This is a genomic window from Aurantiacibacter hainanensis (assembly GCF_036321025.1).
In the GTDB taxonomy this organism is placed as follows: Bacteria; Pseudomonadota; Alphaproteobacteria; order Sphingomonadales; family Sphingomonadaceae; genus Alteraurantiacibacter; species Alteraurantiacibacter hainanensis.
On sequence record NZ_JAZAPB010000001.1, the window covers coordinates 1,246,933 to 1,258,839 of the forward strand.

General features: G+C 66.3%; 10 protein-coding genes. 7 read left to right on the forward strand and 3 right to left on the reverse strand.

What is annotated here, in order from left to right; translation table 11 throughout:
* The first annotated feature begins 59 nt into the window (after nt 1-59).
* From AAA989_RS06240 to AAA989_RS06260, 5 genes are all read left to right on the forward strand, one after another.
* Nucleotides 60-1,703, forward strand: a complete 1,644-nt coding sequence (locus AAA989_RS06240; RefSeq protein WP_338241879.1) for a M28 family peptidase — start codon at nt 60-62, stop codon at nt 1,701-1,703.
* Between the two features lie 16 nt (nt 1,704-1,719).
* Nucleotides 1,720-2,694, forward strand: coding sequence for an agmatine deiminase family protein (locus tag AAA989_RS06245; RefSeq protein ID WP_338241880.1), 975 nt, complete (start codon nt 1,720-1,722; stop codon nt 2,692-2,694).
* A gap of 293 nt (nt 2,695-2,987) precedes the next feature.
* Nucleotides 2,988-3,899, forward strand: a complete 912-nt coding sequence (cysD, locus tag AAA989_RS06250) for a sulfate adenylyltransferase subunit CysD (RefSeq protein ID WP_338241881.1) — start codon at nt 2,988-2,990, stop codon at nt 3,897-3,899.
* Complete coding sequence (cysN, locus tag AAA989_RS06255; RefSeq protein ID WP_338241882.1) at nt 3,899-5,821, forward strand: sulfate adenylyltransferase subunit CysN; 1,923 nt, start codon at nt 3,899-3,901, stop codon at nt 5,819-5,821. The genes cysD and cysN overlap by 1 nt, the downstream gene beginning before the upstream one ends.
* Before the next feature lie 11 nt (nt 5,822-5,832).
* The gene (locus AAA989_RS06260) at nt 5,833-6,570 is read left to right on the forward strand and encodes a 3'(2'),5'-bisphosphate nucleotidase CysQ (protein ID WP_338241883.1); all 738 of its coding nucleotides are present in this window, start codon (nt 5,833-5,835) and stop codon (nt 6,568-6,570) included.
* Here the strand turns inward: AAA989_RS06260 and AAA989_RS06265 are convergent.
* The 3 genes from AAA989_RS06265 to thrS are packed head-to-tail and all read right to left on the reverse strand — an operon-like array spanning nt 6,567 to nt 10,073.
* On the reverse strand, nt 6,567-7,304 hold the full coding sequence (locus AAA989_RS06265) for a sulfite exporter TauE/SafE family protein (RefSeq protein ID WP_338241884.1): 738 nt from the start codon (nt 7,302-7,304) through the stop codon (nt 6,567-6,569). The genes AAA989_RS06260 and AAA989_RS06265 overlap by 4 nt on opposite strands.
* A 3-nt stretch (nt 7,305-7,307) precedes the next feature.
* The gene (locus AAA989_RS06270; RefSeq protein WP_338241885.1) at nt 7,308-8,051 is read right to left on the reverse strand and encodes a sulfite exporter TauE/SafE family protein; all 744 of its coding nucleotides are present in this window, start codon (nt 8,049-8,051) and stop codon (nt 7,308-7,310) included.
* 3 nt (nt 8,052-8,054) lie between these two features.
* Complete coding sequence (gene thrS / locus AAA989_RS06275) at nt 8,055-10,073, reverse strand: threonine--tRNA ligase (RefSeq protein WP_338241887.1); 2,019 nt, start codon at nt 10,071-10,073, stop codon at nt 8,055-8,057.
* Nucleotides 10,074-10,158: 85 nt separating this feature from the next.
* Between thrS and AAA989_RS06280 the strand changes: the two genes are divergently transcribed.
* A complete protein-coding gene (locus tag AAA989_RS06280; protein ID WP_338241888.1) occupies nt 10,159-10,884 on the forward strand; it encodes an alpha/beta hydrolase in 726 nt (241 codons plus the stop codon).
* Complete coding sequence (locus tag AAA989_RS06285; protein ID WP_338241889.1) at nt 10,881-11,861, forward strand: LLM class flavin-dependent oxidoreductase; 981 nt, start codon at nt 10,881-10,883, stop codon at nt 11,859-11,861. The genes AAA989_RS06280 and AAA989_RS06285 overlap by 4 nt, the downstream gene beginning before the upstream one ends.
* Nucleotides 11,862-11,907: the final 46 nt, after the last annotated feature.

Consider the following 11,907-nt stretch of genomic DNA (forward strand, 5'->3'; position numbering starts at 1 on the left):
GCCCCGACGCGGCGGCGGTGCCACATGGGCCGCCGATGATTTCTCCTGAAAGGATATCCATGATCCGTATCGCCGCTTCGCTAGCCGTTCTCGGACTGGCTGCCTGCACGACGATGGAGGGAGCCGAGACCTCCGCCCCGATCTCGCTGGAAACGATGAAGGAAAGTGTCCGCAACCTTTCTTCCGACGAATTCGAGGGCCGGATGCCCGGCACGCCCGGCGGACAGATGACCGTGGACTACCTGGTCGAGCAGTTCGAGGCCGCGGGCCTGCAGCCCGGCAACGGCGACAGCTGGCTGCAGGAAGTTCCGCTGGTGGAAATCACCGGCAGCGACTTTGCACCGCTTCAGGTGGGCGACCTTTCGTTCGACCATGGCGAGGACTGGGTCGGCGTGAGCTATCGCCAGACGCCGGAAACCACGGTGCAGGACAGCGAACTGGTTTTCGTCGGCTACGGCATCAACGCCCCCGAGCGCGGCTGGAACGATTACGCGGGCGTCGACATGGCGGGCAAGACGGCCCTCATCCTCGTGAACGACCCCGACTTCGCCGCCGAAGGGCTGGAAGGCCCGTTCAACGGGCGTGCGATGACCTATTACGGTCGCTGGACCTACAAGTTCGAGGAAGCCGCCCGCCAGGGCGCCGCGGCCGCGCTGATCGTGCACGAGGATTTCGCCGCCAGCTATGGCTGGAACGTGGTCGAATCGAGCTGGAGCGGCCCGCAGGCCTATGCCGACACGGGCGGCGACGGGTCGGACCAGACGGCGATGAACGGCTGGGTCTCCAACGGCGCGGCGGCCACCATCTTCGAAGCGGCGGGCATGGACCTCCAGGCCATGGTCGAGGCCGCCAGCCAGCCCGGCTTCGAGGCCGTCTCGCTCGGCATGCCGGTCTCGACGAGCTTCTCCAACACCACCCGCCGCTACACCTCGAACAACGTGATCGGCATCCTGCCGGGCACCGAGCGTCCCGACGAGGTCATCCTCCACACCGCGCACTGGGACCACCTGGGTCGCTGCACGCCCAACGAAGACGGCGACGACATCTGCAACGGCGCGGTGGACAACGCCACCGGCACCGGCGCGCTGGTGGCGCTGGCCGAGGCCCACGTGGAGGTCGGGGCACCCGATCGCAGCCTGGTGTTCCTGGCGGTGACGGCGGAGGAATCCGGCCTGCTGGGCGCGGAATACTACGCCGCCAACCCGGTCTATCCGCTGAGCCAGACGGTGGGCGGCATCAACATGGACGGCATCGCCGTTCGCGGCGAGACGCGCGACGTCAACGTGCGTGGCGGCGGCAAGAGCGAGCTCGACGATTACCTCGCCACCGCGCTGCTGGCGCAGGGTCGCACCGCTTCTCCCGATCCCGCGCCCGAGGCGGGCTATTACTACCGCTCCGACCACTTCCCGATGGTGAAGCGCGGGGTGCCGATGTTCTACGTCAAGTCGGGCCTCGACCTGGTCGATGGCGGCACGGCAGCGGGCGAAGCGGCGGAAGCCGCCTATCGCGCCAACGCCTATCACGGCCCGGACGACGAATACGACGCGAACTGGGACTGGTCGGGCCTGATGCAGGACCTCGACCTCTATTTCCGACTTGCGCGTGCGCTGGGGAACACCACCGACTGGCCCGAATGGAACGAGGGCGACGAGTTCCGCGCGGTCCGGCAGGAAAGCTGCGCCGCCAGCAGCGAGGGGTGCTGATCCGATGGGATATCTGATGCCCGCCGAATGGGCGCCGCAGGACTGGATCTGGATCGGCTTTCCCGCCCACGGCGACCTGTGGGAAGCGAACCTCGCTCCCGCACAGGAGCAGATGGCGGCCTTCGCCAACGCCGTCGCGGAAACCGGCCAGCAGGTGCGGCTGGTGGTGCGCGATGCCGCAACGGAAATGCGCGCGAAGGACCTGGTTTCAGGTGCCGTCGCGTTCGAGCGGCACCCCTATGGCGACATCTGGGTGCGCGACACCGGACCGCTGACCGTGCTGGGCGATGGCGGCCAGCGCCGCGCGCAGGGCTTCGGATTCAACGGCTGGGGCGGGAAGTACCTGCTGGAAGGGGACCAGGAGACCGGCGCTTCCCTGGCCGAGGCCGGCGGGCTTCCCTACGAACGCGCCGACTGGATCCTGGAAGGCGGTGCGGTGGAGAGCAACGGCAGTGGCCTCGTCGTCACCACCGAGCAGTGCCTGCTGAACCCGAATCGCAATCCCTCGCTCTCGCGCGAGCAGATCTGGGCCAACCTGCAGCGAGACCTCGGGTTCGACCGCGTCCTGTGGCTGGGCAATGGCCTTGCCGGCGACCACACCGACGGCCACGTCGACAATCTCGCCCGGCTTGTCGGCGAGAACGCCATCGCCATCCCGCGCGCCTCCACGCCCGACGATCCCAATGCCGCGGTCTATGAAGATGCGCGCGCCCGCGCCCGCAAGTTCGGGCTGGATGTTCGCGACGTTCCCTCCCCCGGCTGGATGGGCGAAGGCGACGAGGTGGAACCTGCCAGCTACATGAATTTCGTCATCGCCAACGACGTGGTCGTCGTGCCCACCTACGGCTCGGCGCACGACGAGGAGGCCGTCGCCGCCATCGGCGACCTGTTCCCCGGCCGCGCCGCAGTGGGCCTGCGGGCCGATGCCGTGCTGACCGGCGGAGGAAGCTTCCATTGCGCCAGCCAGCACGTGCCGGCAGAGCGAAATTAACTTTTTGTTAGGGCTTTCAGGACTATTTTCGACGACATGGCCCATGCTCTTGCCCAGACACGTCTGTCCATCGCCATCCGGGCGGACCATCTGCGTTGCGCGATCGTTTGCGGCTGTGCGCTGGCCCTCATTCTTGCCGACCGTATCGCGCCGGGGATTTCTTTCTAGCTGATCCGCGCTGTCGCCCCACTGTGGCACAGCTATCAAGCCAGAAAATTATTGTCCTTTGCCTCTGCTATATCAGATGCATAATGCCTTGAGTGTTGTGCACTGCAGCAGACCTAGCGAGTAACATGAGAGCCCTCACCCATCTTGAACGCCTCGAGGCGGAGGCGATCCACATCATCCGCGAAGTGGCGGCAGAGGCGGACAAGCCCGTCATGCTCTACTCCGTGGGCAAGGACAGCGCGGTGATGCTCCACCTCGCGCGCAAGGCCTTCTACCCGGCCCCGCCGCCTTTCCCGCTGCTGCATGTCGATACCACCTGGAAATTCCGGGCCATGTACGAACTGCGCGACCAGATGGCCGAGAAATCCGGGATGGAATTGCTGGTCTACCAGAACCCGGAGGCGAAGGAGCGCGGCATCAACCCCTTCGACCACGGCCCGCTGCACACCGACATGTGGAAGACGGAAGGTCTGAAGCAGGCGCTGAACCTCTACGGTTTCGACGCGGCCTTCGGCGGCGCGCGCCGCGACGAGGAAAAGAGCCGTGCCAAGGAGCGCGTGTTCTCCTTCCGCACATCCAGCCACGGGTGGGACCCGAAGAACCAGCGTCCCGAGCTCTGGAACCTCTACAACGCCCGCAAGAAGAAGGGCGAGAGCATCCGCGTCTTCCCCATCTCCAACTGGACCGAGCTGGACGTGTGGCAGTACATCCAGCTCGAGAACATCGAGATCGTCCCGCTCTACTTCGCCGCCCCGCGCCCCACCTTCATCTACGAGGGCGGACTGTTCATGGCCGATGACGAGGATCGCCTGAAGGACGTGCTTGGCGAGCTGCCCGAAATCACCACCCGCTCCGTGCGCTTTCGCACGCTCGGCTGCTTCCCGCTGACGGGCGCGGTTGAAAGCGAGGCCGGCACCCTGTCCGAAGTGATTCAGGAAACCTTGCTGACCACCACCAGCGAGCGGCAGGGCCGCGTGATCGACAAGGATGCCGGCGGGTCCGGAATGGAAAAGAAGAAGCAGGAGGGGTATTTCTGATGACCGAGCAGACACCCGACTCCGTCTACCGGACCGATGCCCTCATCGCCGAGGATATCGACGCCTACCTCGAAACCCACCAGCACAAGACCATGCTGCGCTTCATCACCTGCGGCAGCGTGGACGACGGCAAGAGCACGCTGATCGGGCGACTGCTCTACGATTCCAAGATGATCTTCGAGGACCAGCTCGAGGCGCTCAGCAACGACAGCAAGACGGTCGGCACGCAGGGCGGCGAAATCGATTTCGCGCTGCTGGTGGATGGCCTCGCCGCCGAGCGCGAGCAGGGCATCACCATTGATGTCGCCTACCGCTTCTTCAACACCGAGAACCGCAAGTTCATCGTCGCGGACTGCCCCGGACACGAGCAGTATACGCGCAACATGGTGACGGGCGCGTCCACCGCCGATCTCGCCGTGATCCTGGTCGATGCGCGCAAGGGCGTGCTCGTGCAGACCCGGCGGCATTCCTATCTGTGCCACCTGATCGGCATCAGGAATATCGTGCTGGCGGTGAACAAGATGGACCTGGTCGATTACGACCAGTCCGTGTTCGACAAGATCGTGGCGGATTATGCCGCCTTCGCCGAGGAAATCGGCATCGAGAGTTTCACGCCCATGCCGATCAGCGGCTTCAAGGGCGACAACATCACGACCGCGCCTTCGGAAAACACGCCCTGGTACGATGGGCCGAGCCTGATCGACCACCTGGAAAGCGTGGAAGTCCTGTCCAGCGTTGCGGCCGAGAAGCCGTTCCGCATGCCGGTGCAGTGGGTCAACCGCCCCAACCTCGACTTCCGGGGCTTCTCCGGCCTGATCGCCACCGGTTCGGTAAAGCCGGGAGACGCGGTCCGCGTGCTGCCATCGGGCAAGACCAGCACGGTGAAGAGCATCGTCACCTTCGACGGCGAACTGGACGAGGCGATGGCCGGCCAGTCGGTAACCCTTACCCTTGCCGACGAGATAGATTGCTCGCGCGGCGACGTGATCTGCATGGCGGATACCCCGCCCGAGACCGCCGACCAGTTCGAGGCCACGCTGGTGTGGCTCAACGACGAGGACATGCATGTCGGGCGCGGATACTGGCTGAAGCTGGGCACCCAGACCGTCTCGGCCACGGTGCAGCAGCCGAAATACCGCATCGACGTGAACACCATGGACGAGCTTGCGGCGAAGTCGCTGTCGCTGAACGATATCGGCGTGGCCGAAGTCTATTCGGACAAGCCGCTGGTGTTCGAGCCCTATGTCGACAACCGCACGCTGGGCGGCTTCATCCTGATCGACAAGATCACCAATGCCACCGTGGCGGCGGGCATGCTCAACTTCAGCCTGCGCCGCAGCCAGAACGTGCACTGGCAGGCCACCGACATCACGCGCGAGCACCACGCCTCGCTGAAGAACCAGACGCCGCGCGTGCTGTGGTTCACCGGGCTTTCGGGCAGCGGCAAGTCCACCATCGCCAACGAAGTCGAGAAGAAGCTGGCGCTGATGAACCGCCACACCTTCCTGCTGGACGGCGACAACGTGCGTCACGGCCTGAACAAGGACCTGGGCTTTACCGAGGCCGACCGGATCGAGAACATTCGCCGCATCGGCGAAGTCGCCCGGTTGATGACCGATGCCGGTCTGATCGTCCTCACCGCCTTCATCAGCCCCTTCCGCGCGGAGCGGAAGATGGTGCGCGACATGGTGGGCGAGGCCGAATTCATCGAGATCTTCGTCGATACGCCGCTGGAAGTCGCCGAGGCGCGCGACGTGAAGGGCCTCTACAAGAAGGCCCGCAGCGGCCAGCTGAAGAACTTCACCGGGATCGACAGCCCCTACGAGCCGCCGGAAAACCCGGAGATCACCGTCAACACGGTGGCGATGACGCCCGAGGAGGCCGCCGATCACATCATCCAGCAGATCCTGCCGCTAAAGTGAGTCATCCCGATATGAACGACGCCCGGCTTGCCGCCCACCTGGCCGAATGTGCCGGACGCATCCTGCTGGAGGTGCGCGCGTCGCGCATGTTCGAGGGCAAGGCTCTTGGCAAGGCGGGGGACGAGACCGCCAACCAGTTCCTCGTCCATGCCCTGCGCCAGCAGCGCCCCGAAGACGGCCTGCTGTCCGAGGAAAGCAAGGATACCGACGAGCGCCTCTCGAAAGAGCGCGTGTGGATCGTCGACCCGGTCGACGGCACGCGCGAATATGGCGAGGAGCGCACCGACTGGGCCGTGCACGTGGCGCTGACCATCGGCGGAAAGCCCGAAATCGGCGCCGTGGCTCTGCCCGGTCTCGGCATCGTCCTCAGCAGTGACGAACCTTCTGCGCTGCCGGCCGCTGCCGAAAGGCCGCGCCTCGTCGTCAGTCGCACCCGTCCCGCCGCCGAGGCCGTGGCCGTCTCGGAAGCCATTGGCGGCGAACTGGTCGGCATGGGCAGCGCCGGCGCCAAGGCCATGGCCGTGGTGCGCGGCGAAGCGGAAATCTACCTGCATTCGGGCGGACAGTACGAGTGGGACAGCTGCGCTCCGGCAGCGGTCGCGAATGCGTACGGCCTGCACTGCTCGCGCATCGACGGCAGCCCGCTCGTCTACAACAATCGCGACACCTACATGCCAGACCTGCTCATCTGCCGCCCCGAATGGGCGGACCGCGTGCTGACCGAGGTCTCCGCGCTACAGGACGCCTAGGCCGCCAGCTTGTAAAGGGCGCCGAGCGCCGCTCCGCCCAGCACCAGTGCGGTGGCGATCTGCCACTGGCGCGGCGTGACACTGCCAAAGGCGCGGTGGCCGAACCAGTCGCCCAGCAGCACGGCCGGAAACAGCAGCAGGGCCAGTTCCAGTTCGGACATGCCGCCGACCCCCAGCCAGACGAACACGGCGGCGGAGATCGGCGTCAGCACCAGGAAAATCGCCATCATGGATGCCCGCGCGGCCTTCGGCTCCAGCCGTCCGCGCAAGTAGAACGGGGCCATGCCCGGCCCCGGCATCCCGGCGAACCCGCCGAAGAAGCCGGTGAAGAAGCCCGACAGCGCCATCGCGGGGCGGCGCGGCATCACGATTTTGCCCAGCGGCACTACGACGAGGACGAACGCGCCGAGCGAGACGAGCGCGATCAGCAGGCGGGCCCAGGCCGGCGGCAAGGCGACCAGCGCCCACAGGCCGAGCGGCATGCAGGCGAGCGCCAGCGCGGCGATGGGTATCGCCGAACGATCCGCATCGCGGCGGATGCGCCCCACGTCGGTCAGGCCGATCAGGAATAGCGAGATGATGCCCACCAGCACGGCGGCGCTCGGCGCGATGGCCAGTTGCAGCACCGGCACCAGCACCACCGACAGGCCAAAGCCCGCCAGGCCGCGCACGAAACCGGCGGCGATGGCGGCCAGCACGGCGACGATCACCGCCTCGATCGGGAATCCGAACATGGGCTAGACCAGCTTTACCAGTGCCGCGACCGCAGCCGCTCCCAGCACCAGGCCCACGAACACGCGCCATGCCCTGTCACCGACCTTGCCGAAAGCCAACGAGCCGAGCCAGTTGCCCAGCAGCACCAGCGGGAACAGCGCCAGGCCAAGCACTACGATGCGCCATTCGAGAAGCCCCGAAACGGCCCCCGAAGTCACTCCGGCCATCGCGGCCACGCCGAAGATCCCGATCATGGAGGCCTTGGCGGTGACGCGCGGAATGTCCCGCCCCACGTAATAGGGCACCACGGGAGGTCCGGGCATTGCGGCGAAGCCGGTCAGCACGCCTGCCGAGAGGCCCGTCAGCCCGGTGGCGAGCGGGCCGGGAATATGCGCCGCGCGGCGCGGCAACAGGATTGCGACAAAGGCGGAGAGCGCCACCAGCGCAATCAGCAGCCGGGCTAGCGCGGTAGGCAGGGCATCGAGCAGGAGCAGTCCCGGCAGGGTGGTGAGCACCAGCAGCACGCTGATGGTGAGCGCGGAACGCTCCGCCTCGCGCAGCACGTAGCGGATCTCGCTCAGCGCCAGCAGCCCGGCCATGATGTTGAGCGCCAGCACCGCTTCTACCGGCGTGATCGCCAGCGCCAGGATCGGCACCAGCAGGATGCCGAAGCCGAAACCGGTCAGCCCGCGAATGAAGGCCGCGCCCAGCGTGGCGATTGCGGCCACCGCGATCTGCAGCACGCTGAAGCCGGCGAGGTATTCCAAGTCCTAGCCTTCGCGAAGGTCGGGCGGGGTCGCCTCGCTGCGGATGAGCGCGATGGCCTCGTCCAGCGAAAGGACCTTCTGCGCGTTCTCGCCCAGCGTACGCATGGCGACCGTGCCTTCCTCGGCCTCCCTCTTGCCGACCACCAGCATGTGCGGAACCTTGGCAAGGCTGTGTTCGCGAACCTTGTAGTTGATCTTCTCGTTGCGAAGGTCGCTCTCTACCCGGATGCCGGCGGCTTCCAGCTTCGAGACCGCTTCTCTGGCATAGTCGTCCGCATCGGAAACGATGGTGGCAACCACCGCCTGCACCGGGGCGAGCCACACCGGCAGGCGACCGGCGAAGTGTTCGATCAGGATGCCGATGAAGCGTTCGTACGAACCAAAAATCGCACGGTGCAGCATGACCGGGCGGTGCTTCTCGCCGTCCTCGCCGATGTAGGTCGCATCGAGGCGTTCGGGCAGCACGCGGTCGCCCTGGATCGTGCCGACCTGCCAGGTGCGGCCGATGGCGTCGGTGAGGTGCCATTCCAGCTTGGGCGCATAGAAGGCGCCTTCGCCGGGCAGTTCTTCCCAGCCGTAGTCGTCGTTCTGCATCCCGGCCTCGGCCACGGCGTCGCGCAGTTCCTGCTCGGCCTTGTCCCAGTCGGCATCGGAGCCGAAGCGCTGTTCGGGCCGCAGGGCCAGCTTCACTTCGTAGCTGAAGCCGAAATCCTGGTAGACGCTGTCGGCCAGCTTGCAGAAGGCACGCACTTCCTCGACCACCTGGTCCTCGGTGCAGAAGATATGCGCGTCGTCCTGCGTGAACTGACGCACGCGCATCAGGCCGTGCAGCGCGCCGTGCGGTTCGTTGCGGTGGCAGCAGCCCATCTCGCCCAGCCGGATCGGCAGGTCGCGGTAGCTGGTGATGCCCTGCTTGAAGACCAGCACGTGCGCCGGGCAGTTCATCGGCTTGAGCGCCATCCAGTCCGCGTTCTTCGAAACCAGCTCGCCCTCGTCCTCGGTATTCGGGATCTCGTCGGGGATGACGAACATGTTCTCGCGGTACTTGCCCCAGTGGCCGCTCTGCTCCCACTGGCGCGCGTCCATCACCTGCGGCGTCTTGATCTCGCGGTAGCCCGCGCCGTCCATCTTGCGGCGCATGTAGCTCTCCAGCTCGCGCCAGATGCGATAGCCGTTGGGGTGCCAGAAGACGCTGCCGTGGGCCTCTTCCTGCAGGTGGAACAGGTCCATCTCGCGGCCCAGCTTGCGGTGGTCGCGCTTGGCCGCTTCCTCAAGCCGGGTGAGGTGAGCATCGAGCTGCTTCTTGTTGAGCCAGCCGGTGCCGTAGATGCGGGTAAGCTGCGCGTTCTTCTGGTCGCCGCGCCAGTAGGCGCCGGCCACGCGCATCAGCTTGAAGGCCTGCGGGTCCAGCTTGCCGGTGCTGGCGAGGTGGGGGCCGCGGCACATGTCGAGCCAGGCGTTGTCGGAATTCGGCTCGCCCGACCAGTAGACGGTCAGCTCCTCGTCCTCGGGCAGTTCCTTCGCCCATTCGGCCTTGAAGGTCTCGCCTTCCTTTTCCCACCGTTCGATCAGCTGCTCGCGGCTCCACACTTCGCGCACCAGCGGCTTGTCCGCCTTGATGATCTCGCGCATGCGCTCCTCGATCTGCGGCAGGTCGTCCATCGAGAACGGCTCGCGGCTGTCGGGCGCCTTCACGTCGTAGTAGAAGCCGTCGTCGGTGGCGGGGCCGAAGGTGATCTGCGTGCCCGGCCACAGCGATTGCACGGCCTCGGCCAGCACGTGGGCATAGTCGTGACGGGCCAGTTCCAGCGCGTCTTCCTCGTCCCGCGAGGTGATCAGTTCGAGGTCGCTGTCGCAGTCGAACGGGCGGTTGAGGTCGCGCACCTCGCCGTTGACGCGCGCGGCAAGCGCGGCCTTGGCAAGGCCGGGGCCGATGGCGGCGGCGACGTCTGCAGGCGTGCTGCCCGGCTCCATCGCGCGCTTCGAGCCGTCGGGAAGGCTGATCTGGACGAGTTCTGTCATAGGATAGCCACCTAGTGGCACTGGGCGATTACGCCAAGTCTGCAATCGCGCTTGCGATGGCCGTTTTCGCGCCCATAGTTGTTGCATGACAACGCAATTCCACACCGTCGGCGACCGCCGGATCGCTTTCAGGCATTCCGGCGGCACCGGCCCGGCGGTGGTTTTCCTGCCCGGCTACATGTCCGACATGGCAGGGGGAAAGGCGACCGCCGTGTTCGACTGGTGCGTTGCCCAGGGGCGTGAATGCCTGCTGCTGGACTATTCGGGCTGCGGGGAAAGCGAGGGCAGGTTCGCGGACGGCTCGCTTAGCCAGTGGCGTGACGAGGTTCTGGCGCTTATCTCGGCGAAAGTGCAGGCCGATGGCGTGATCGTGACGGGTTCGTCGATGGGCGGCTGGCTGATGCTGCTTGTCGGCATGGAACTCGGCAAGCGCCTGCACGGCCTTGTCGGCATCGCCTCGGCTCCCGATTTCTCCGACTGGGGCTATGGCGAGGTGCTGAAGAGCCAGCTGCGCGCCGGGATCACCGTCTACGAGGAAAGTGACTACGGCTACGACCCCATGCCCACCCACGCGAAATTCTGGCACGATGCCGAGGGCCTCAAGCTGCTCGACGGCGAAGTGCCGATTGCCGCGCCGGTGCGCCTGCTGCATGGGCAGGAGGATACCGACGTTCCGCCCGAAATTTCGCTCCGCCTCGCCCATGCCCTCGCCAGCGATGACGTGCAGGTCACCCTGGTAAAGGGGGGCGACCATCGCCTCTCGCGCGACGGTGACATCGCGCTGCTGCTGCGTACGATAGGTTCCCTATGACAGATCTCTCCGTTCTCGACCTCGTTCCCGTCCGCGAAGGCAGCAATGTCTCCGAGGCGATTGCCGAAGCGGGGCAACTGGCGCAGGCCGCGGAAGCCGCCGGCTACAAGCGGTTCTGGGTTGCCGAACACCATGCCAGCGACGGGATTGCCGGCGGCGCGACCTCGGTCGTCCTGAGTCACATCGGGCACGTGACGCAGACCATCCGCATCGGCGCAGGCGGCATCATGCTGCCCAACCACAACCCGTTCGTCATTGCCGAGCAGTTCGGCGCGCTGGACGCGCTGTTTCCGGGCCGGGTGGACCTGGGCCTTGGCCGGGCACCTGGCTCTGCACCGATCATCGGACAGGCGCTGCGCAAGGACCTGGCGCGGGCTTCCGAATATTTCCCGCAGGACGTGATCGAACTGCGCGCGCTGTTCACTGGCGATATCGACCTGCCGATCACCGCCACGCCCGGCCTTGGCGCGAAGGTCGAGCTGTGGATGCTGGGCTCCAGCCTGTTCGGCGCGCAGCTGGCAGCGAAGCTGGGCCTGCCCTACGCCTTCGCCAGCCACTTTGCGCCCACCCACCTCGACGAGGCGCTGCGCATCTACCGGCAGGATTTCCGCCCGTCCGAAGCGCTCGAGCAACCGCGCGTCATGGCCGCCATGAGCGTGATGTGCGCCGAGACCGATGCCGAGGCGAAGACGCTCGCCAGCAGCCAGGAACAGGCCTTCGTGCGCTTGCGCAGCGGCGATCCGGGCAAGCTGCCCCCGCCCGTGCCCGGCTACCGCGACAGCCTGCCGCCCGGCGCGCAGGCGATGCTGGAAAGCCTCGACGTGGCCCGTGCGGTCGGCTCCCCCGCCACGGTGAGAGAGGCCATCGGGCGGTTCGTGGAGCGCACGAAAGCGGACGAGATCATCGTGTCCGGCGCCACGCACGATCCGGCCGCTCGCCGGGAATCGCTGCGACTGACGATGGAAAGTTTCGCCTGAAACAAAGTGCTGGCATCGGCGCATCCGCAAGGATAGAGGCGCGCGG

Coding starts and splice junctions, on each gene's coding strand:
- AAA989_RS06245 (WP_338241880.1), top strand. CDS start 1,720: ATGCCCGCCGAATGGGCGCCGCAGGACTGGATCTGGATCGGCTTTCCC.
- AAA989_RS06280 (WP_338241888.1), top strand. CDS start 10,159: ATGACAACGCAATTCCACACCGTCGGCGACCGCCGGATCGCTTTCAGG.
- cysN (WP_338241882.1), top strand. CDS start 3,899: ATGACCGAGCAGACACCCGACTCCGTCTACCGGACCGATGCCCTCATC.
- AAA989_RS06285 (WP_338241889.1), top strand. CDS start 10,881: ATGACAGATCTCTCCGTTCTCGACCTCGTTCCCGTCCGCGAAGGCAGC.
- AAA989_RS06240 (WP_338241879.1), top strand. CDS start 60: ATGATCCGTATCGCCGCTTCGCTAGCCGTTCTCGGACTGGCTGCCTGC.
- AAA989_RS06260 (WP_338241883.1), top strand. CDS start 5,833: ATGAACGACGCCCGGCTTGCCGCCCACCTGGCCGAATGTGCCGGACGC.
- AAA989_RS06265 (WP_338241884.1), bottom strand. CDS start 7,304: ATGTTCGGATTCCCGATCGAGGCGGTGATCGTCGCCGTGCTGGCCGCC.
- thrS (WP_338241887.1), bottom strand. CDS start 10,073: ATGACAGAACTCGTCCAGATCAGCCTTCCCGACGGCTCGAAGCGCGCG.
- cysD (WP_338241881.1), top strand. CDS start 2,988: ATGAGAGCCCTCACCCATCTTGAACGCCTCGAGGCGGAGGCGATCCAC.